The sequence below is a fragment of the Stenomitos rutilans genome (genome assembly GCF_059505485.1).
On the sequence record NZ_JCACKR010000173.1, the window covers coordinates 81343 to 102924 of the forward strand.

A 21582-nucleotide genomic window follows, 5' to 3' on the forward strand; every position below is an offset into this window, starting at 1 on the left:
GGTTAGAGTTGTCCGCCTGTTTGCGGTTGTAAGAGGTGAGGAAAGCTATTGCAGTTTTTGCATTCGCTGTCGTAATCGTGCAGCCCCGATCGCATCTCCACGAGATTCTTTTAACAACGCGAGATGCATCAACGCTTCATCGTGCTTGGGTTGGAGGTAAAGCGCTTTTTGAAACGAGCGTTCCCCCTGCTCATAGCGGGCAGTAGCCTCATATAGAGTGCCCAACAAGGCATAGGCATCTGCATTGGTAGAATGGTGTTCTAAATAAGCTTTGCAACAATCAATCGCTGCCTCTAAATGTCCCGCATCAGCAAAAGCTTTTGCCTTCTGAAACTCGGATGGAGAAGCAGCGTTGATGGTTGATGGAATTGACGATCGTGGTGTTGCAGTGGAAGCAATCGTTAATTGTGGGGAACGGGCGGCTGAGAAGATACCTGATTGAGAGGCTAAAAACGCTGACTGCAAAGCTGTTTCGTGTTTTGGACGTTCTAATCTTGTGGTACAGCGGCGTAGTGACACAGAATCCATCTTGCGGTAGGCAAACGTAAAGGGCTGACGCAGGTATAAGAAGCGATCGCTCGGTATCTTGCCCATTTCAGAAGCACCGACAAACAATAGTCCTTCTGGTGCTAGCAAACGATGGAGTGTATTAAGTATTTGATGGCAGGCAAGCGGTTCAATGTAAATTAGTAAGTTGCGGCAAAAAATGATGTCATATTGCAGCGAACTGTTGGCAAAGATTTCCAATAAATTGCCTTGTTGAAAATTAACAGCATCCCGAACTTTTGAGCAAACGATATATTTACTCTCAATGGGTTGGAAATAGCGGTGCTGCTCGATCCACTCTTTGCCGCGAAAGGAATGCTTGCCATAGATGGCGTTCTGGGCTTTAGCAATCGAAATATGGCTAAGATCGATCGCATCAATATCGAACCGATTGGCGGCTAAGCCTGCTTCTAATAACGCGATCGCAATGGAATAAGGCTCTTCCCCAGTAGCACAGGGGACACTTAGCACCTGCAAGCGGGTAGTACCTGGTTTCAGCAGCCACTCAGAACGAACAAAATCCACCAAAAAATCAAATGGTTTGCGATCGCGAAAAAACCAGGTTTCAGGAATCACGATCTGTTCCACCAGTGCATCAAATTCTGATGGAACCGTTTGTAGAAGTGTGAGATACGCCTCCAGATCACTTGCGCCACAAGCCATTCGACGACGTTCAACGGCTCTACCAAGAGCGCGATCGCCCAAAATCTTGGCATCAACCCCAATGCATTTACTCAAGAGCGCTGTGATGGGTTCCAGAGTCATCGGTGAGTCAGGCTCCTGCTGGCGTATTCAAGAACTGCACAGCCGCAAAGAGTTGCTCTAGACAAACACGTTGAATGAGTCCTTTTTTATCCGTCATGATGCCACCTAAGTAGGAGTCTTCTTGCCCTTGAATGCCTGCGTCCATGAAATCAGCCTCCGCCTTGTCCAGTGTTTCAATCACGCGTTCTGCCATTAAGCCGATATAGCGCAAAGCACCATCTGATTGGGGATAGCTCACCATCATGACGCGTGTGCTCAGGTATTTCTGGCTGGGAATCCCTCGCATCAATCGACATAAATCAATGACTGGAACGATGGAACTGCGATAATTAAAGACGCCTGCAACATACTCAGGCACTTGATGCAATTGGCGATAAGCGAGACGTGGAATCACTTCGACGACGTGCTCACTCTCGATCGCGTACAGACTGCTGCCCACATTAAAAATTAACAGTAACATCGCTAGCTCCACTCGCAGATTGAATGGAATTTAAATCAAGCACATCGCTTGATTGCCCCTAGCATTCCCGCTTATGAAAATGGGATCACGCTCTTCACAAAAGTCCTCGTGATTCTAGGCTGTGTTTTAAAACTCCTAATCGCTTCGTTGCTGAAGCTTCTGCCCCCTTTTCTTGTATGCCCAAAGGGCTTTAAGCCCCCAAGATTGGGGGACTTTGAAGCCTGTTTGGAAGCCCCCAGAATTGGGGGTGGGGGGCTTTCGAGGGTTTTAAAACACGCCCTAGCCGTTAACGCTGCTGGATAGTCCATTCACTGATGGGATCGCTGACTCGAAGCGAAAAAAGGCGATGAGACTCTCAAGCGTTGTGTTATCTGCGGTCGGTGTTATTGACTCAATCGTTTCAATAGTGGCTGGCGTGAGGTATGGAAAGACATCATGCCGCAAGATTGGAATGGCTGTTGTGGGAAACCCTTCTAACTCTTGGGGACAGCGCTGTAGCCGCGATCGCGCCAGATGTACCTGAAAGCGTGCTCGTCTCAATAAACGCTGTCGGATGTTTTCGTAAAGCTCAGGATCTTCGGCAGTAAAGCGTTTCAGATTGTGCTGCTCAAGTAGCGATCGCACATCTAGATTCTCTTCCAAAAACAGCAGCGATCCTTCGCGGTTATAGGCTTCGATACCTTCCATTGCCAAGGTGCCAATGTCTGCGAGAGCGAGAATACGTGCGATGGGTGAAAGGGTAGGCTCACTCCTGGTTAAAGCGGGTTGAAAGATGGCCTGTTCAATGGGATCGTATGCACAAATAGTGGCTTCGATCGCCGTTTGAATCAAGCGAAAATCCTGATCTGTGAACGGTAAAGCGCTCTTTGGATCAAGCTTCTGGCATTGTTGATTGAAGCGTTCCATCCAGGTAAACAGTTGTGCTACTGTTGCCGTCTCGCTCACTCCCGCTTCTCGACGGCGAGGGCTATGCGATGTCGGTTGTGTCACGAAAATTTGCACCATATCGTGAGCAACGGCGCACAAGCCCAATAACGCTGCCATGCGATCGCGCTCAGCGGTGTCCCACAAATAGGGATGCACAACTTGAAAAATTTGGCTGGCTCGACGCTGCACCCCTTCAATATGTTCGCGGGTGTGATAACACAATTTCTGTTCAATCAGTTCACGATCGAAAGCTTGCAAGGCGAAGACTTTGAGCGCAACGATCGCATCCTCAAAGGTCTGCGGCATCGGTACTAGCGTTGCCTGCATCAACTGAGAAGATTGGTTTGGAGCAGGAGGTGAACTCATAGCACGAGCAACGAAGATGGATCTCGATGTACAGGGCTAGCTCATCGTGCCCAACGTGGCTGCTCAATAACAGCATCCTACGCAAATTTACAGAACTTATTTTGTGTGAAGGCAGAAGAAGTTTTGGTTGTTATTTTTTAGTTGTTAGAAGGAAGCTGACTGCTGACTGCTGACCGCTGACTGCTCTTCAACTCAAAACTCAAAACTCAAAACTCCCCCTCCTCCCTGACACCAAATGAGCCAGTACTTGAGCTTTCCGCAGTTGACGGGTAAGGCGTTGGGCTTGATGTTTATACAGCAGCACGGGCAGAACGCTGGGGAGTTGGTTCATGCAATCGCGGGCTGTGGCTAGACTGCAACCAGAAATGCGAGCGATCGTCGTTGCACCATCAAAGAGCGCATCTTTCGACAGGGCTTGATCAAGACAGATCTGCCATTGGCGGGGCAGCATGTGGCCGTGCTCGATCTGCTGCAAGCTGTTGATGGTTGCCAGCACAACTAAACGATCACCCACGTCTAGCCGGATGTCGTCAGATGGCATTAAGCGAGCAGATTCGTGCGATCGTTGATGCAAGATAGGAACTGCTCCGTAGCCGTAGGCAATCTCAGCCAGGAGGTGTCCTTGCAAATGGTCGTTTGAGGCGATCGTGTATTCCGTGACCAGCACCGTTTGTTCGTTCAAACGAATCAAGTTAAGGACTCTTTCACCAAATGCAGCAGCCACAAACGCTTCTGCTGCCAAATCGTAGGCGCAAAGCACTTTTGCGAAGGGCAGCAAGCGATCGATACTGGCGCTAAACCGTGTATCAAACGTCCGAATGACCAGGGCACAATTAGGATTAGCCGCACGCGCCATTAAGCCAAGCTCCAGGTTTGCCATTTCGTCATCGGTCGCCAGTACCACGCTTTTCGCCGTTGCTAGATTCACTTTTGATAGCGTACTGGTGAGTTCATTCACCACTAGTGGCATTTGAGGTAAAAAACTGGATTCGATCGCCTGATTGCTTACACCGACTAACGGGTGCTTAATCTGTTGCAGAAAGGTGGCAACCCGCCGTCCCACTCGACCCAAACCAATAAGCACCACATGATCTTGCGGTGGCAGCGACGGACGCTTTTTGGGTAACTGAAACTTTGCAGCTAAGAGCGTTTCAGTGAGCAACGCATACAGTACGGCGATCGAGGCCGTCCCTGCCATCATGTAGCTCAAGTTCATGAGCCGCATCCATAAAGGAATCGAGTCTTGCGGACTGAGGATACCAAACACTGTATCGTAGCTGCCTAGCAGCATGACCCCAGCGGTATAAAACGCTTGCAGCCAGTTAATGCCTGGTTGCGTCAGTTTGAAAATCACCGTGCCACACACGAGTAGCGAGAGCATGACGCTACCCACAATGATGGCAACCCGTTTCGTCTGTTGCTGTGCCGTGGACTGCCAGAATTCTCGCAGCTTTCGCCGTAAGTAAGCACCAGATAGAAGCTGCCGCCGTCCTTGCCACAGGCGATCGAGCCATCCCCTAGAGGAAGAAGACGGCACGCTTGTTGTAGCCGCAAGCTCGGTTAGATTGCCTGTGACCTCAATGTAGGCAACTAGATCGCCTGCCCGCACCCTGGCATCTGGTTCCCACTGGTGAAATTCGGTGGGCAACGGCTGACCGCTGGGAATGTGGCTGAGCAACCGCCGCGTCGCGCTGTTCAGCTCATGCAGCAGACGCAAATCGCGCCAGCGATGCTCGTCATCAATAGACACTTTGACCACCCGCAACAGGTGATCACCAAGATGAATAAAACCCCGAATTTCACTGGCAAGTGCCGCGATCGCAAAGGCTGATGCTGGCAACTGGGAGGCTTCAAAGGCGACAAAATTGCCCAAGCTCTGACCCAACAGCGCATTCAAATTTTGCTTGGACGATCGCACTACCAGTCGCACATCAGGGTTGAGTAACCGAATGGCAAATGCCGCCTCAATATTCACCCGCTCGTCGCTCGTCACCAGCAGCACTGCCCTGCATGCATGTACGTTGGCATTCTCTAGACAATCAGGTTGGCGACAATCACCAATCACCAGGTCATCCAGCAAATCTGGCAGCGTGGGCATTTCCCAGCTTTCAGGCTGTGGAATCGTGATAGCGCTCACTAAGACGCCAAACCCTTTAAGCACCATCGCACAATATTGCCCCAAACTGCCCAGCCCACAAACCAGGAAGCGTGATGGCATGGGGGAAGAATCTTCAGACTGGCGATCATTCTGTGCGATTGTCTGAGGAGTGTATGGTGGCTCTGGCTCTGGTGGCAGCATTACAGGCGTTGAACAGTAGTGATGAGTATCTCACCACTACTATGGCTAAGAACGATCTAAATGCCCACAAACAGTACTGCAACTTTCTTCATAACAACCCTCTTTTCAGGGTAGGCCATTCAATTTTGAAGCCGGATCGGGGCATGGAATCCTTTCGTCACAAGCCTCTAAAGTCTGGCTAACCCCTTTCTCTTCACGTCTCAGCCCGAATTTTCTAGAAGTGGGAGGAACGAGTTGGCATATAGCGCTGCCTGGGTACGATCGCGTAGGTGCAACCGACTCAAGATATTGGTGACGTAGTTCTTAACGGTACTTTCGGCAATATGGAGGGATTCGGCAATTTCACGATTGCTGGCTCCGGCGGCAATCAGGCACAGCACTTCACGTTCTCTCGGCGTGAGTTCAGCCAATTCTTGAGGTAGCGCGATCGGGGGTGTTGGGGCGATCGGCATTGAAAAGGCTTTTTCAAGTAACCCTGGCCCCAGTTGCGTGTAGCCACGATGCACCAGACGAATGGCAAGCGCTAACTCTTCTGAAGGAGTGTCTTTGAGCAAATAGCCGTTTGCTCCCACCCGCATCGCTTGAGAGACGTATTCATCATCATCAAACGTGGTTAGCACTAAAACTCTGGTATTCGCAAAGTTTTGCGTGATGGACTGGGTGGCAGCGACTCCATCCATACCGGGCATACGGATATCCATCAGCACCACATCGGGCTGAAGCGTTTCGACTTGCTGTAATGCCTTTTGACCATTCTCTGCCTCACCCACAATTTGCAAGTCTGGTTTGGCTTCCAGCAGACTCCGCAAGCCCTGGCGAATGATGGTCTGGTCATCAACAAGCAAGACTCGAATCATAGTGCATGCCTCGACAAGGGAATCACTGCTGCGATCTGACAACCCGTTTGGGGCTGGCTGATGATGGAGAACTGCCCACCCATCACGATCGACCGCTCCCGCATGCCCTTTAAGCCAAAGCCCGTCGTGTTCTGACCTGGGTTGAAACCATGTCCATTATCCTCTACCCGTAAATGAATGCCGTCTGGTTTCTCCCAAAGCTGAAGCGAGACGCGATTAGCCTCGGCATGTTTGGCAATGTTGGTCAGTGCTTCTTGAAGGATACGATAGATGGCTGTACCCACATCATTTGCCAGGGGCGATCGAAGCTCTGTGATGACCTCTGGCACAATACCCGTGGTTTGTTGAAAGCTCTTGACCAGATGCGCGATCGCCAGATCCAACGGTTTGCCTTGCAGCGCATCCGATCGCAACGTCGCAACCGATTGCCGCACTTCCTGCAACGCGTTAGAACCAAGCTGTCTTGATTCCGTGAGAAACGATCGCGTTTTCTCAGCATCTGGTGGCAAAAAGAGGAGGGCATTTTCAAGCTGAATGCTCTGCGCAGTCAACAAATGCCCTAATGAGTCATGAATCTCGCGGGCAATACGGTTCCGTTCTTGCAGCGTCGCCTGGTTCTCAATCCGCAGGGCATACTGGCGAAGCTGTTCATTTGCAGCGGTGAGTTGCTCCCGACTCTGACGTTCCGAAAGCAGCGCATTGACCAACAGCAGCACAAACACCAGCGTTAAGCCAAACGTAACTGTGGCATTGAGCTTCAGCGTCCAAATCATGTTGCCATCAAACTCTGGAGGCGGGAGTTTACCAGCGTGTTTCTCTGGTGTGATGATGCGAAAAAAAATCGTCAGCACAAAAGAGATGAACGCTAAACTCGCAACCACCAGACGACCAGGCGGCTGAAACATGGTGCAACTGCGAATCGCTACAACGAGGTAAAGGATCGGGAAAAGGCCGACCGCACCACCAGCGAGAGGCAAGAGCAACGCAATCAGCCCAAACTCCAAGCCTGTATAAAGTAGCTTTGCCAGTAAGTCTTTTTTGGGAACGTGTAGCCCCATTAGACCCAACATCAAAATGATTGGCAGGGCGATCAGTGGCGATGGCTCAAACCGATTCATGGGGTTGGGCACGGTTTCAGTCAACATCGCCATACCGAGCAAGATCCACTCTAGGTAGAGCAGCAGCCGAAAGAAGTTGCGTTGAGCTGGCACCAACTGTTTCACGGACGGTAGCAATGGCAGGTTGACTTCTCTTTACTTTATGTCAGGAACGATCGTCACGACTAGACGCTTGCGTCATGTTTAAAGCGCGATCGACATGACTATAGTCCTAACGCAAGGTAGTACTTCAGAGTGAGGCTGCTCAGGACTTTCGCTTCATGTGTACACGTGGGCACCGCTCTAAGATGAACTCACGGATTCAAGCAGCCCAAGTTTGAATTCGTAGAGGTGCTCACATGAAGCTGATCGTTTGCTCGATCGGTGTGCTAGTGGTTACGGGGGCTATCTCTTCGGCGATCGCCCCCGTTTCGTCGTTTGCCCAGCCCGCATACCCTTCTAGTCTCCTTGATCTATCAAGTTTCTCGCCCACGACTGAGTCGGCCGATCACCTGATCCCGATCGATGACCAGGCGCGATCAGGACTTCAAGCCATTCTCACGCCCACGCAACGGAGACAGCTTGAAACTGCTTTAGAAGGCGACGCAGGCATCAGCCGAAGCACGCTCACCGCTCTCAATCTTTCGCCTGTGCAGCAAGCAGAGCTGATGCAAATTTTGATGTCAAACCAGTTGCCCTCACCGGACGTACTAACCCCAAGCCAGATTGAACACGTCCGTCGAACACTGCCCTTTCAGCTTTAATGTAAGCGGCGACAGGCCATATTTTAATTGTCCTACTGGCTCATAGCCCGCCAGAACGCTGGTTCCTGACCTCCTTGGGCATAAGCTTTCCCATTCCTGACACTCCCCACCCCCTACAGACGTCCCAAAAGTGTTGTAATGGTTGAGAGACGGCCCTCCCCTCACCAACCACCAGAGATGTCAGAATGTCCTCTTTGCCACCAGTCTATCGAGCCACAAGCGATCGCCTGCCCCCATTGTCGTACACCACTAAAAGCGCATGGGCATCCGGGCATGCCGCTCTATCGATCGGTTGGAGGAGAGCCACTCTGCCTGACCTGTACCTACTATGCAGACAATACCTGCACGTTTCCTAAGCGCCCTGATGCAATGGATTGTACGCTGTACGATGATGTGCGCAAGCCACCTACAGATATCCACTCAAGCTACAAAAGCACGTTTCGCGTCAAAGCCTGGGTGGAACGACATATCGGCTTGCTGGCGCTGCTTGGGCTGATCTTGATCAGCCTGCTGTTGGTGCTTATGCGGTGAAGCGGATATCGGGTGTAGGGTGTGGGGTGTGGGGCGGGAGTTTTGAGTTCTAAGTTTTGAATTAGAAGAGCGGTCAGCGGTCAGCCAACCCTACGGGAAGCAAGCTACAGCGGTCAGCCGTCAGCGTTCTTCTAAAAACCAACAACTTTTCTTGAATGCCCAACGGGCATACAACCAACCACTTCTCCTGCCTTCCTGCATTAGTAATGAAACGGAATGGTTAGCAAGGGTAAGGCCACTAGTACCAGCCACAGCCAGCTCCAAAAACTGGTCGTAAACTGAGATTCTTCTGGGATGGACAGTAAAGCGTCAATGCGCTCTTCCAGGCGATTTCGAGGGGTGGCACTGCTAAAAGCAGCACAGATCGCTTCGGAGTAGAGTTCTGGTGCTTTCACCATCTGGAGCAATGATTCAGCGAGCAAGAGTGGATCAGCCGTTTGAGCAGCCCAGCGATCGGCGCGGCGTTCTCGTAGCAGCAGCAACTCTTGCCACAGTGATTCGGTTTGCGGCAACCAGGCCGTGAGGCGACGCAACCAGCCCAGACAGAAAAACCAGAAGGTGTCGCGGTAGTGAGCATGGGCTTGCTCATGGGTCAAAACGGCCTCTAAATGCTCAGCCTCGAAGGTTTCTAACAACCCCTGACTCACCACCAGCTCAGATTGCCAGAAGCCGACCTGAGCGATAAAGGGAATGGGGGTATCTAGCAGTCGAGCCTGCTGCCCTTGCACCATCAATTGAGGGTAGGTGCGAACCTGTTGCAGCGATCGCCAACCTTCCCACGTTAGCTTCAGCGCCAAGGTAACTGCGAACGCTAGCAGGCCGATCGCCAGAGTATAGCTAGACCACCCCTCCCACCAGCGCACCATTTGACCCTGCGGCCCCATGCAGACAAGCGCAATCGCCGTCGTGAGCAGCAACAACGGCGGCAAGAGAAAGAGACCCAGCGATCGCTGCCAGCGTTGCTGACAGGTGCCACTGAGGCGGATGGGAAGGCACCGAATGCCCCAGGCGCTCAGTAAGCCCAAAAACAGCAGGGTTAAGTGCATTACTGTTCCTCCCTGGCTTGACGGACGGCGCGTAATCTTTGAGCGATCGCCTCAAGTTGATCCACGCTGGACTGATCCAAACTGTCGGCAAAGGCCGCGACCACATCAGGATTGCCCACGGCTAAAAACTGATTGAGCTGCTCGTAGGCTTTGAGTGCTTGAGCGTGTTCCTTCGTGACCAAAGCCGTCCAGGTATACACGCGGTTTTTCCGATCGCACGTCAGCCAACCTTTCTGGGTCAGCCGCTGGAGAATCGTGGTGACTGAAGTGTAGGCCAACTCGCGCTCTGGATCGGAGAGAATGCGATCGTGGACATCCTTTACCGCCACCGTGCCCAGTTCCCAAACGATGTGCAAAATTTCGCTCTCCAAAGGGCCGAGCGAAAGCTGCTTGGGGCGGTAGTTCGGTAAAGGAGTCATTGAATGCTGGCAAAAGCAAGAGAAATCTTCACTAGTTTACCGCGACTTGTTTAAGTTGCCACGAACCCTGGGAAGAACCTGAAGCACGTGTGGAAGCCATAGGATGAGCGTGCAATGAATTGCTAGCAGTCTGTAAAGCAGTGATCGGATTGCAGCACACCAGTAGTGGTAAATTAAGCGTCTGCTCCATCCTGATTCCAGCAGGAATCTCAACCAGTACCTCAAGATCCCAAAAAACAGATCCCAAAAGACTATGAGCCTATCGACGCTAATCCTGGTTGCGCTGGGAGCAGGCATTCTCTTTGGCGCTGTGCTAAACGGCTTCTTTGTCGCGGCGGTTGAGCCAGTCAATGGCTATCTTCTGGCTCCGATCGGAGAAGTGTTCTTGCGGCTCATTCAGTTTGTGGTCGTGCCGATCGTCTTTTCCTCCATGATTTTAGGGTTGACGCGGATTCAGAACGCGGCTCAGGTCGGACGGTACGCCATTAAGTTAATCCTTAGCTACGTCATTACAAGCGCGATCGCGGTTAGCCTGGGGATGCTGTTAGCCATGCTGTTGCAGCCCGGAGTTGGGGTAACTGGCTTCTCCGTAGCCAATGGGTTGCAGCAACCTCAAAGCCAATCGCTGGTGGTCTGGCTCGTGAGTCTAATTCCGGTGAATCCGCTAGAAGCCTTAAGCAGTGGTAATTTGCTACAAACGATCGTCTCAGCCGCGCTCATTGGCGTTGGCATTCAACTGGTTGGTGCCAAAGCGACTCCATTCGTTACGTTCATTGAAAGCTGCTATGCCATTTTTGAGAAGATTCTGGCGCTCATTCTATACACGGCTCCTCTGGGCGTTTTTGCGCTTATTAGCTCCGTCATTGCCATCGAAGGACTGGCGATTGTGGTGAGACTGTTTGTGTATGTTTTGGGCTTAATCCTTGGTTCGCTCCTCATGATTGGCCTGTATGCGGTGATTCTGTATGCGCTGAAGGCAAAACCAGTGCATTTTTTCCGCAGTTTATTACCTGCTCTATCTTTAGCCTTTGGCACCGCCAGTTCTAATGCCGCGTTGCCGATCGCATTGCAGAACGTGCAGGAAAGCTACGGCTTATCCGAAGAGATTGCGAGCTTTGCCATTCCCCTGGGTACGGCCTTAAAGCGGGATGGCTCTGCGATTCTCCAGGGGTTCAATGCGCTGTTTATTGCCCAGGTCTATCAGGTGCCCATCACGGTGCCGCTGGTGCTGGCGATCGCGCTCAGTTCTTTACTCGTTTCGTTCAGCACGCCTGGTGTGCCCGGTTCTGGCATCATTACGATGACAACCGTATTGAGTGCCGCAGGTTTGCCGCTAGAAGGCGTGGCGATCGTAGCGGGGGTTGATCGGTTGGTAGATGGCATCAAAACCGTCCTAAATGTGGTGGGCAATACAACGAATGCCATTGTATTAAGCCACTGGGAACACCATGAAGTCTCTCAGACAACGCCTCAATCCGTGCCCCTGGAATGAAGGGGCAGTAGAGGGTTAGCTTTCAGCAGTCAGCTTTCAGCGGTCAGCTTGCGTAATCTCTAAGGTTTCAAAGGTTCGGTGGACTGGAGCACGGTTTGAAGCAACCCAGGAAAGCGATCGTCCAAATCCGCACGGCGCAGGGAGTTCATATGATGAGTGCCCTCTTTGCGGCAGTACAGCACCCCTGACTCGCGCAGCACCTTAAAGTGGTGAGAGAGCGTTGATTTGGCAACATCTGCCTCCAGCGCAGCAAAGCAAGGTAACTCACCTTTTTCTGCCAGTCGCCGCACAATTTCTAGGCGCATAGGGTCGCCCAGGGCATACAAAACGCCCGCTAGCGAAATATCTTTCTTGTCTGGATGATATAGCAGCCTCATAGTTGTCATTATGACACGGAACGCGCTATCGTTTACTTATTCGAGTTTCTCGAACTATTGAAATAAGAGGAGGAAGACGATGTCTTCTGTCACGTCCGTTACTGATATTACTTTCGAGCAAGAAGTGATTACCAGTGAGATGCCTGTGCTGGTTGATTTTTGGGCACCGTGGTGTGGTCCCTGTCGCATGGTTGGGCCGATCGTCGATGAACTTGCCGCTCAATTCGCTGGACAGGTGAAAGTCGTCAAGCTTAACACGGACGATAACCCTGGTATTGCCAGCCACTACGGGATTCGCAGCATTCCTACGTTGATTTTGTTCAAAGCTGGTCAGACGATCGATACCGTCGTGGGTGCAGTGCCAAAAGCGACCTTAGCTGCCACGTTAAACAAGCACCTTGAATAGCGCGATCGAGCTGAAAGCACAGTTGCCCTTACATGTGGCAATTTTCCACGTGTCCTACAAGCAGAGATGCGGCTAAGCACGTGGAAAATTCTGCTGTTTACGGGTCTGTTTACGGGCCTGTTCAAGGTTTTAGGAAGGAAATCCCTCTGTGTCGTCTTCCTTGATTTCTCTAACGCGTTCTTCGAGATGGCGGCTGTGTGCCAAAAAGCATGATGTGCCAATCTGCGGCTTGGACGCTTGCTATCACCACGATCACGATCGCCAGCTTACGGTAAGAGGCAACGTCGAATCTGACTCAGGTCACTTTGACTGGGAATTTTTTGCCCTGTTGCGATGTTAACGACCAGCGTGTTGGCTTTGGCAACTGTTTGAGAGTGGCGCTCTGTGCTAAGAGAACGACGACAGTGCATCTCCAAGCTTGATTAACTCAATTGGAGAACCAACAATGACCCTGAAACTCAAGCCCCTGAAACTTAAGACAATGGTGACTGTTGCAGCCCTCAGCACTACGGCTGTTCTTGCCACCCATGTAACCCCAGCCTCGGCTGCGGCCCTCACCTGGAACTTCAATGCGAATTTTGTGGATGGCGGTACCGCAACTGGCTCCTTTAATTACGATGCGACCAGTGGCGTGCTGTCTCAGTTCGACATCAAAACGCTTGTTGGAGGCTCACCGTCCAACATCTTTTTCCCAGGCACAACCTACGCCTCTGGGTCATCTACAGGTAGTTTGCAAAACGCGACCCGCTTGGAGCTCATTAAGGGTGATCGCTCGTTGCAAGCGCTGTTTGCAAATCCTCTAACAAATGCGGGTGGCACGATCGCGCTGGTACCATCCTTCTCATTTGAGAAACTTGGGTTTGGTGGTGGTCTGGCGGTAATTCGTGAGGTGGCGGATGGCACCGTGACGGCATCTGCTGCCATTCCAACGCCTGCACTTTTACCCGGTCTCATTGGCTTGGGGCTGGGCGCTCTGCGTCAGAAGCGCAAGTCTACGGAAGCCAAAACGCTTGGCTAACAATTTATACCGATTTAAAGAATGACGGCTACAGATCAATCGGTGGGTAGGGGCAAGGCCATGCCTTGCCCCTACAGGATGTGTCGCATTTTCAATTCAAATTGGTATTAGGTCTGTCACCGCTTCATGAGGTTGTCCGATCGCCATGCGCGATCGGCTTTCTTTTTAAAGCAAACAACTACGCACTTGCTAACGAGGTTATTCGTGCTTGAAAGCCTGCTTTTGTGAGCGCGTTCATGGCCGCCTGATCATCTTGCACTCGGAACTGGGGGCCAAACCGGACAAAGTGCCGCTTATCTTGAGCGCTGACGATCGCCACAACAGAGACTTTGCCTTTTTCGTCTTCACCCCGCTGTTGCAGCAGCACATTGCGCAAGCGGTGCTGTTGCTCGATGTCGCTGGCAAGTTTGGGGTCAAGTTCGACCATCACCATACGGACGGATTCGATCGGTTCCACATCATCAATGATGAACTGCACCTGATCATCCCGGCGATCGACCTTCCCCCACACCATGAGTCGGGCATCTGCCTGGATATATTGACTAATGCGCTCATAGGCTTTGGGAAAGACCACTGCTTCGGTGTGTCCAGTGAGATCTTCGATCTGGATGATTGCCATGCGATCGCCCTTTTTCGTCACGACGGGTTTGACGCTGGTGAGCATGACGATCGCGCTAATGCTGGTGCCTTCTTTGTAATCAGCTAAATCGCTCAAGCTAATGGGAGCCAGCACCCGCGCCGATTCTCGCAATGCTTTCAGTGGATGGTCAGAAATATAGAAGCCCAGGATTTCTTTCTCCAAACGCAGTTTCTCTTGTTGAGGAAAATCTGGTGTGGGCGGTGCTTTGGGCGCTGACGTAAAGCTAGTGGGTGCTTCTTTGACGGCTGTTCCTCCACCAAATAAATCGAATAGGTTGCCCTGCCCACTCGCGCGATCTTTTGCTCGCGACTGTGCCCAATCAATGACCAGATCCAGGTCTTTGATGAGTTGCTGACGGTTGGGTTCAATGGCATCGAAGGCACCACAGTAAATCAGCGCTTCCAACGCACGACGGTTAACGGTACGCGAATCGACGCGATCGCACAGGTCTGCCAGCGATTTGAACGGTCCCTCTTGATCGCGGGCTGATAGAAGGGATTCGATCGGCCCCATCCCTACATTTCGCACACCGCCTAACCCGAACAGAATGCGGTCTTCCAGTGGCGTAAAGTCTACGCCCGATCGGTTCACATCTGGTGACTCCACGCGAATCCCCATTGCCATGCAGGAGGCAATGTACCGCTGCACCTTATCCTGATCGCCACTGTTGGTTGTTAACAGCGCTGCCATGTACTCGATCGGGTAGTTGGCTTTGAGGTACGCGGTTTGATAGGTCACGTACCCATACGCTGTGGAATGCGACTTGTTAAAGCAATACTCGGCAAACAGTACCATCTGGTCGAAGAGTTCGGAGGCAACTTTTGGCTTCACGCCATTCTTCTCGGCACCGGCAACAAACAGCTCCTGGTGTTTTTCCATCTCGGCTTTTTTCTTCTTGCCCATCGCACGCCGCAACAGGTCTGCCTGACCAAGAGAGTAGCCGCCCATATCTTGCGCGATTTTCATGATCTGCTCCTGGTAGACCATGATGCCGTAAGTCTCGTTCAGAATGGAGGTGAGAATTGCGTGGGGGTAGTCGATCGCCTCGCGTCCGTGTTTGCGGTTGATGAACTTTGGGATCAGTCCCGCATCCAAAGGGCCAGGGCGATAGAGAGCAAGCACAGAGGAAATATCTTCCAGGCTGTCGGGCTTGAGGTCACGCACAATCTGGCGCATCCCAGAGGATTCTAGCTGGAACACGCCTTCCAGTTCGCCTCGTGCCAGCAGTTTGTAGACTTCGGGGTTGTCTAGCGGCAACCCGTCTATGTCGATCGACTCTTGCTTGGTCTGCTCAATGAGATCGACCGTTTTCTGAATCATGGTCAGGTTCTTGAGTCCCAGGAAGTCCATTTTCAAGAGTCCCAGAGATTCGATGTCTTCCATGAAGTACTGGGTGAAGACGGCACCGTCAGCGTTGCGCTGGAGCGGCACCAGTTCGTCTAGGGGGCAGGCAGAGATGACGACTCCCGCTGCGTGAATGCCGACGCTTTTGTTGGTGCCTTCGATGCGAATCGCAGTGTCAATCCATTGACGCACATTCGCCTCTTCTTCATACCGCTTTTTGAACTCAGGGGCAGGCGTATCTGCCGAAATCATTACTTTCAGCTTGGTGGGCTTGCCGCGCACAACGGGGATCATTTTCGCCATTTTGTCCGCGTCGCCGTAGGGAATGTTGAGCACTCGCGCCGTGTCCTTCAGCACTGCTTTGGAGGTCATGCGGTTGTAGGTGATGATCTGAGCAACTCGCTCGGTGCCGTACTTTTCGGTCACGTACTGGATGACTTCTTCCCGGCGATCGATGCAGAAGTCGGTATCGATATCGGGCATCGACTTCCGTTCGGGGTTGAGAAAGCGCTCAAACAGCAAGCCATGATGCACCGGGTCAATATTCGTAATGCTCATCGCGTAAGCAACGAGTGACCCTGCCGCCGACCCGCGCCCTGGGCCTACTGGAATACGGTTGTCTCTGGCGTATTTGACGTAGTCCCACACGACGAGGAAGTAGGTGGCGAACCCCATCTGCTGCATCATCTTGAGTTCGTAGTCCATCCGATCGCGGTAGACCAGCTCAATTTCCTCCCGCGACTGGACTTTGAACCGTTTGAGCAAGCCCGTCCAGGCGACGTGTTCAAAATATGCGTCTGCCGTATCGAACCCTTCGGGGATGGGATAGTCCGCAATGCGAGGTTCGCCCAGAATATGGTATTCCTCAATTTTGTCAGCGACTTCGAGGGTGGTGGCGATCGCGTCATCAATCACGTCCTCAGTCAGGTGATCCTGAAACAGCCAGCGCATCTCTTCTGCCGATTTGAGATACTCTGTGCCGCTGTACCGCAACCGTTTGTCTTCTGAAATCAGCTTGCCCGTTTGAATACAGAGCAAAGCATCATGCGCTTCCACATCAAAGCAAGAGATATAGTGCGAATCGTTGGTCGCAATAATTTTGATGTCGAGTTCCCGCGCAATGTTGACCAACTCAACGTTCACAATCCGGTCTTCCTGCGACCCGTGATCCTGAATCTCCAGGTAGTAATCGTCGCCAAACAGATCTTTGTACCACTGGGCCACGCGCCGTGCAATTTCTGGTCTACCCTGAAGAATGGCTTGAGGGATTTCGCCGCCCAGGCAAGCACTGGTGACAATCAGACCTTCGTGATACTCCTCCAGCATTTCTTTGTTAATGCAGGGACGAGCAAACATGCCCTTGCCCTGAAAGCCTTTTAGATGCGATAGCGTCGTGAGCTTGACCAGATTCTTGTAGCCAATGTCATTCTTCGCCAGCACAATCTGGTGATACTTGGGGCGACGCTCTTGTTTGGTGACATCACTGTTCATGATGTACATTTCGTTGCCAATGATGGGCTTCACGCCTTTGCCCTTGCACACCTTTAGCAGCTCGATCGCGCCATACATTACCCCGTGATCGGTCAGGGCGATCGCCTTCATCTCTAGCTCAACGGCGCGGTCAACCAGTTCTGGCAACTGACTGGCACCATCTAGAAGGCTATAGTCACTGTGAATATGCAGACCAACAAAGGACATAATGATTCAAGCATGACGCGAACCCAATCAGGTTACTCGATCGTTAGCGTCATGACCAGGTTTTTTCTTAAGAATCGACGCTAAATGTGGAGAACGGGCGATCGGTTGCTAGACTGACTTAGCGTTGAAGAAAACATAGTATCAATGTATCATTTTGCTCTGAGGTGCGGACATCTCAGGCAATAGAACATCTCAGGCAATCATTAATGAGGGCAATGAAGGCATGATAGGCTTCTTGGGTGAGACTGGCTCATGATCGATCCTTGCGCTGCCTCTTACAGCCGTTTTCATTTAGATTCACTACACCCTGTTCCCTAAACCCTGCGCCCATTCTCAGTCAGACTGTGGCTTACTCGATCAAGAACTGCTGTAAAACTGGGAACGCAACCTTCACCCTATCCCCTAAAATAAACCTCAAACGACTCTTAATCGGCAGCACGCATGAATTCTCTCTGGCAACAACTCACGCTCGCTACCCTGTCACTGCACCAGTGGCGGAGCGCTAGCTACCTGAATCGTCTGTTGAGGCCGTTACGTCGCTGGCGGCAGAGTAGCTTCATGCTGCGGTGGAGCGATTTGTTGAGCGCGATTTTTGTGGGTCTGGTCTTTGCGATCGCCCCCTTTGTTTCGGACGATAAGAATTCGCTGGCGGTGTTGCTGATTGCCTGTGCTGGATTTTGGGTGCTGTTAACCGTTTCGGATGGAGCGATCGATGGAGAACCGTCGTTATCAACTGATCAGCCACCGACACGATCGCCGTATTGGTGGGCTGGGCTGACAGGGCGCAATCGCCTATCGGTTCTGGCAACCCCCATTCATCTTATAGTGATGCTGTACTGGGGGATTTCTGCCGCCGCCACAGCGCTGTCTCCTGTCAAGCGAGCCGCCTTCACCGGGTTGAGCAAACTGACCCTGTACTTGATTCTCTTTGCGCTGATGGCACGGGTGTTGCGATCGCCCCGAGTCCGTGCCTGGATCATTGGCATCTATCTGCATGCCGCACTGCTAGTCAGTATTTACGGCATTCAACAGAAAATCACTGGGGTGGCAGCGCTGGCAACCTGGGTTGACCCAACCTCGCCATCTGCAAAAGAACCCCGCGTGTACAGCTACCTGGGCAACCCCAATTTGCTAGCCGCGTACTTGTTGCCTGCGATCGCGCTAAGCCTGGTAGCCGTCTTTGCCTGGCAGCGTTGGGGACCCAAGTTACTGGCAGTCACAATGGTAGTCGTCAACTCGACTTGCCTTTACTACACCGGAAGCCGGGGCGGGTGGATTGGCTTTGCGGCTATGTCTCTGGTGCTGGCACTCCTACTATTTCATTGGTGGAACGTATACCTCCCGCGCTTTTGGCGCACACTAGCATTGCCGATCGGCTTAGGAAGCCTTGCCGCTGTCCTTGTGTTGGCCTTTTTGGTGGTGGAGCCACTCCGCGATCGGGCCAGCAGCATCTTTAGCGGACGCAATGACAGCAGCAACAACTACCGCATCAACGTCTGGACAGCGGTACTTGAGATGGTCAAAGATCGCCCCATTCTGGGCATTGGGCCTGGTAACGTGGCATTCAATAGCATTTATCCGTACTATCAGCGTCCTCGTTTTAGTGCGCTGAGCGCCTACTCCATTCCGCTTGAGATTGCGGCCGAAACCGGCATCATTGGGTTGACCTGCTTTCTCTGGCTGCTACTGGTGGCGTTTAACTTAGGTTGGCAACAAATTCAACGCTTACGCGCCGCCAGGAACGTTGATGCGTTCTGGCTCATGGGCGCGATCGCAACTCTCGTAGGCTTGCTCAGTCACGGCTTTGTGGATACCGTCTGGTATCGTCCTCAAGTCAATACATTATGGTGGCTCATGATGGCGCTCATTGCCAGCTACTACACCCTGCCGTCTGACACTAGCGAAGTGCAAGAACTTCAGTAGAGTGCAAACGCTTAGAGATTCTTCAAGGCGCGTTGCATAGTGCGCTCGTCTTCCCGTTTCTTGATGGATTCGCGCTTGTCGTGCAGCTTTTTACCGCGTACTAGCGCCAGATCAACCTTTACCCAACCGCGCTTCATATACATTTTGAGTGGCACCAGCGTCAGCCCTTGCTGCTCGACTTTACCAATGAGCTTGCGAATTTCTTCCCGATGCAGCAGCAGTTTGCGGGTACGCGTCGGTTCGTGGTTAAAGGTTTGGCTCGTCGTTTGATGGGGGGAAATTTGCACATTTAGTAGCAGCACTTCGCCATTGCGAATCAGCGCAAAGCCGTCTCTGAGGTTGACTTTGCCTGCTCGAATCGACTTGACCTCCGTGCCCATCAGTTCGATGCCTGCTTCGTAAGTTTCGAGAATCTCGTACAGAAAGCGAGCCTGACGGTTATCGCTGACGATTTTGTAGCTTGTGTTGTTGTCGGCCATACCTTTCACTCTAGCGCTTTGGGCTGCGGTCTGCTATTCGCTTGTGGAACAAAACTCAGCTTTGAGGGTCATTAGGTTCACGATCGCCCGTCTCAGGGCATTCTGGTATAGCCTACGTTAGGAGTGGGTTTGTTTTGCTGACTGTCGTCGCGGTTTCAGCCAAGATCAGTCATTGCTCAACCGTTTTACGATCGATGTCGTTTCATTTTCCCTCATTGTCATCATTTAGCCAGTCATCATCTAGCCATGTTGAAGCTCTCTGAATCCTTCTTTCGTCGTTCCCCCTGGGTTTATCCGCTCCTTTCGCTGGTTGTCGCGTTGAGCGTGTGGCTTGGTCAACCGCTTCTGGTGCGGGCGATCTCTCTGGGCGATATCATCCGCGTCATTCCCAGTGGTATACAGGTGATCCAGCTTGCCAACCTGTCTGATAAACAAGAAGTCGCGATCGGCAAGCAGATGAATGACCAAACCATCACGCGCCAATTTCGGCTCTACCGCGGTGCAGAGCTAAATCAATACGTCAACCAGATTGGTCAACGGCTGGCCGCACAGAGCGGACGGACGCAGATTCCTTATACATACCAAATTGTGGAAGACAAGAGCGTGAATGCGTTTGCCACGATGGGTGGCTTCGTGTATGTCACGACTGGGCTGATGAAGACAGCCGATAACGAAGCTCAGCTTGCCAGTGTGATTGGGCATGAGACGGGGCATATTGTCAGGCGGCATCTGGTCAACCAATTGAAAGAAGAAGCAACCTTACAGGGTGTTGCGACCCTTGCCAAGGTCAACAGCAACACGATCGTCAACATTGGCACCACATTAGCGCTCAGCCGTCCCCATAGCCGCAATGCTGAGTATGAAGCTGATCAGGCAGGCATTACGATGATGGGAAAAGCAGGGTATGCCCAGTCAGCGGCCCCTGCCTTCATGAGCAAGCTGTTGAATCAGGCTTCAACCCCAACCTTCTTGAGTACCCATCCAGCAACGGCTGACCGCGTTGCACGATTGAAGCAGTCTGTAAATCCATCAATGGCAAATGGTGCTGGAATGGATAATGCTTCCTACAAGGCGAGAATTCGATCGCTGTCGTAATAGGGGTTAGAAGATAGGAGTCAGAAGCCAGAATTCAGAAGTTACGTTACCGACTCCACAAGCAACGCAAGAGTCAATCACGTCAGAAGGAGTCGGGAGAATGGTCTTTCCCGGCTCCTAAATTTTTTGTGCTTTTACCGTAGCTCATCATAAGGCGCTGGAAAAACTGTCTCAAAAGGCTGTGGGGTCTGCCAACAGTCCGGCATGAGGTGATAGTCTTAATTCCTAGACATGTGTTTTGGGAGCAACGAGGGATTGAGCGAGCAGCGATTGCCCGTCATTGGTATCACGACCTATAGCCGTAACGAAGCTGGCGAATTCTACCTTCCAGGCGCTTATATTGATGCGGTGCAGCTTGCAGGCGGCATCCCCATTTTGCTACCGCCCAATCAGCCTGCGCCCAAGCAGCTTTTGGCGATCGTCGATGGTCTCATTTTTTCTGGCGGTGGCGACATTGACCCACAGCATTACAACGGAGAGCATCATTCCAGCATTTACCTGGTGGATGCAGAACGAGATGAGTTTGAACTGGCGCTGGCAAAAGCCTCGATCGCCTCTCGCATTCCCGTGCTTGGCATTTGTCGCGGCATGCAGATCCTCAGCGTTGCTAGTGGCGCACGGTTGATCACCCACGTTCCCGATGTATATGGCGAAACGATCAACCATCGGCTCGATCATCCTCGCCGCCCGATTCCCCATGACGTGCAGGTACAGCCTAACAGTCGGCTAGCAAGCATTCTAGGCAAAACCGACATCACGGTTGTGTCCTGGCATCATCAGGCAGTCAAAGGTGTACCAGATGGGTGGACGGCGATCGCTCAAGCAGAAGATGGCTTAGTGGAAGCACTGGAGCATCAGCAGCATCCCTGGCTACTAGCCGTCCAATGGCATCCAGAGTTATCACCCGATGATCCTGTTCATCAACGGTTGTTTCAAGCGTTGGTGGAAGCAGCGGGAGGAGGGATGGAAAAGTTTTGAGTTTCGAGTGTTGAGTTGGAAGAGCGGTCAGTCATCAGCCGTCAGCCGTCAGCCG

At 52.0% G+C, this 21582-nt stretch carries 19 protein-coding genes; 8 read left to right on the forward strand and 11 right to left on the reverse strand.

Translation table 11 applies throughout. The features are described 5' to 3' along the window. Positions 1 to 45: 45 nt before the first annotated feature. The 6 genes from AC5JLP_RS34870 to AC5JLP_RS34895 all read right to left on the reverse strand — a co-directional run bounded on the left by AC5JLP_RS34870 (position 46) and on the right by AC5JLP_RS34895 (position 7431). On the reverse strand, positions 46 to 1311 hold the full coding sequence (locus AC5JLP_RS34870) for a CheR family methyltransferase (RefSeq protein ID WP_496072477.1): 1266 nt from the start codon (positions 1309 to 1311) through the stop codon (positions 46 to 48). A 7-nt stretch (positions 1312 to 1318) separates the two neighbouring features. Continuing rightward, positions 1319 to 1771 carry a chemotaxis protein CheW gene (locus tag AC5JLP_RS34875; protein WP_496072478.1) on the reverse strand — a complete coding sequence of 151 codons (453 nt, stop codon included), beginning with the start codon at positions 1769 to 1771 and terminating at the stop codon, positions 1319 to 1321. 279 nt (positions 1772 to 2050) lie between these two features. Next, on the reverse strand, positions 2051 to 3064 hold the full coding sequence (locus AC5JLP_RS34880; protein WP_496072479.1) for a hypothetical protein: 1014 nt from the start codon (positions 3062 to 3064) through the stop codon (positions 2051 to 2053). A gap of 199 nt (positions 3065 to 3263) precedes the next feature. Continuing rightward, on the reverse strand, positions 3264 to 5363 hold the full coding sequence (locus AC5JLP_RS34885; protein WP_496072480.1) for an NAD-binding protein: 2100 nt from the start codon (positions 5361 to 5363) through the stop codon (positions 3264 to 3266). Between the two features lie 200 nt (positions 5364 to 5563). Next, the gene (locus AC5JLP_RS34890; protein ID WP_496072481.1) at positions 5564 to 6220 is read right to left on the reverse strand and encodes a response regulator transcription factor; all 657 of its coding nucleotides are present in this window, start codon (positions 6218 to 6220) and stop codon (positions 5564 to 5566) included. Further along, positions 6217 to 7431 carry a sensor histidine kinase gene (locus tag AC5JLP_RS34895; protein WP_496072539.1) on the reverse strand — a complete coding sequence of 405 codons (1215 nt, stop codon included), beginning with the start codon at positions 7429 to 7431 and terminating at the stop codon, positions 6217 to 6219. The genes AC5JLP_RS34890 and AC5JLP_RS34895 overlap by 4 nt, the downstream gene beginning before the upstream one ends. Positions 7432 to 7676: 245 nt before the next feature. Here AC5JLP_RS34895 and AC5JLP_RS34900 point away from each other — a divergent pair, with 245 nt between their 5' ends. Together AC5JLP_RS34900 and AC5JLP_RS34905 are read left to right on the forward strand one after the other, a co-directional pair. Then, a complete protein-coding gene (locus AC5JLP_RS34900) occupies positions 7677 to 8081 on the forward strand; it encodes a hypothetical protein (protein ID WP_496072482.1) in 405 nt (134 codons plus the stop codon). 138 nt (positions 8082 to 8219) lie between these two features. Continuing rightward, positions 8220 to 8612, forward strand: a complete 393-nt coding sequence (locus AC5JLP_RS34905) for a zinc ribbon domain-containing protein (RefSeq protein WP_496072483.1) — start codon at positions 8220 to 8222, stop codon at positions 8610 to 8612. Between the two features lie 200 nt (positions 8613 to 8812). Here the strand turns inward: AC5JLP_RS34905 and AC5JLP_RS34910 are convergent, their stop codons facing one another. Both AC5JLP_RS34910 and AC5JLP_RS34915 read right to left on the reverse strand, forming a co-directional pair. Then, on the reverse strand, positions 8813 to 9658 hold the full coding sequence (locus AC5JLP_RS34910; RefSeq protein ID WP_496072484.1) for a M56 family metallopeptidase: 846 nt from the start codon (positions 9656 to 9658) through the stop codon (positions 8813 to 8815). After that, positions 9658 to 10077, reverse strand: a complete 420-nt coding sequence (locus AC5JLP_RS34915) for a BlaI/MecI/CopY family transcriptional regulator (protein WP_496072485.1) — start codon at positions 10075 to 10077, stop codon at positions 9658 to 9660. Before AC5JLP_RS34915 ends, AC5JLP_RS34910 begins: the two co-directional genes overlap by 1 nt. A 253-nt stretch (positions 10078 to 10330) precedes the next feature. On the opposite strand from AC5JLP_RS34915, the gene AC5JLP_RS34920 reads away from it, so the two are divergent. Then, the gene (locus tag AC5JLP_RS34920; protein WP_496072486.1) at positions 10331 to 11569 is read left to right on the forward strand and encodes a dicarboxylate/amino acid:cation symporter; all 1239 of its coding nucleotides are present in this window, start codon (positions 10331 to 10333) and stop codon (positions 11567 to 11569) included. 59 nt (positions 11570 to 11628) lie between these two features. Here AC5JLP_RS34920 and AC5JLP_RS34925 read toward each other — a convergent pair whose 3' ends face one another. Next, complete coding sequence (locus AC5JLP_RS34925) at positions 11629 to 11946, reverse strand: ArsR/SmtB family transcription factor (RefSeq protein WP_496072487.1); 318 nt, start codon at positions 11944 to 11946, stop codon at positions 11629 to 11631. Between the two features lie 79 nt (positions 11947 to 12025). Here AC5JLP_RS34925 and trxA point away from each other — a divergent pair, with 79 nt between their 5' ends. Continuing rightward, the gene (gene trxA / locus AC5JLP_RS34930) at positions 12026 to 12352 is read left to right on the forward strand and encodes a thioredoxin (RefSeq protein ID WP_496072488.1); all 327 of its coding nucleotides are present in this window, start codon (positions 12026 to 12028) and stop codon (positions 12350 to 12352) included. Positions 12353 to 12797: 445 nt separating this feature from the next. After that, positions 12798 to 13370: a PTPA-CTERM sorting domain-containing protein gene (locus AC5JLP_RS34935; protein WP_496072489.1), complete on the forward strand. Its 573-nt coding sequence runs from the start codon at positions 12798 to 12800 to the stop codon at positions 13368 to 13370. A gap of 178 nt (positions 13371 to 13548) precedes the next feature. Here the strand turns inward: AC5JLP_RS34935 and AC5JLP_RS34940 are convergent, their stop codons facing one another. After that, positions 13549 to 17052 carry a DNA polymerase III subunit alpha gene (locus AC5JLP_RS34940; RefSeq protein WP_496072490.1) on the reverse strand — a complete coding sequence of 1168 codons (3504 nt, stop codon included), beginning with the start codon at positions 17050 to 17052 and terminating at the stop codon, positions 13549 to 13551. A 441-nt stretch (positions 17053 to 17493) separates the two neighbouring features. Here AC5JLP_RS34940 and AC5JLP_RS34945 point away from each other — a divergent pair, with 441 nt between their 5' ends. Further along, positions 17494 to 18975 (forward strand): IctB family putative bicarbonate transporter, encoded by a 1482-nt coding sequence (locus AC5JLP_RS34945; protein ID WP_496072491.1) that lies wholly within the window; start codon positions 17494 to 17496, stop codon positions 18973 to 18975. A gap of 11 nt (positions 18976 to 18986) precedes the next feature. Here AC5JLP_RS34945 and smpB read toward each other — a convergent pair whose 3' ends face one another. Then, positions 18987 to 19454 (reverse strand): SsrA-binding protein SmpB, encoded by a 468-nt coding sequence (gene smpB, locus AC5JLP_RS34950; RefSeq protein WP_496072492.1) that lies wholly within the window; start codon positions 19452 to 19454, stop codon positions 18987 to 18989. A 246-nt stretch (positions 19455 to 19700) separates the two neighbouring features. Here smpB and AC5JLP_RS34955 point away from each other — a divergent pair, with 246 nt between their 5' ends. Together AC5JLP_RS34955 and AC5JLP_RS34960 are read left to right on the forward strand one after the other, a co-directional pair. Beyond that, on the forward strand, positions 19701 to 20549 hold the full coding sequence (locus AC5JLP_RS34955; RefSeq protein ID WP_496072493.1) for a M48 family metallopeptidase: 849 nt from the start codon (positions 19701 to 19703) through the stop codon (positions 20547 to 20549). Between the two features lie 255 nt (positions 20550 to 20804). Beyond that, positions 20805 to 21527, forward strand: coding sequence for a gamma-glutamyl-gamma-aminobutyrate hydrolase family protein (locus AC5JLP_RS34960; protein ID WP_496072494.1), 723 nt, complete (start codon positions 20805 to 20807; stop codon positions 21525 to 21527). The last annotated feature ends 55 nt before the right edge of the window (positions 21528 to 21582 follow it).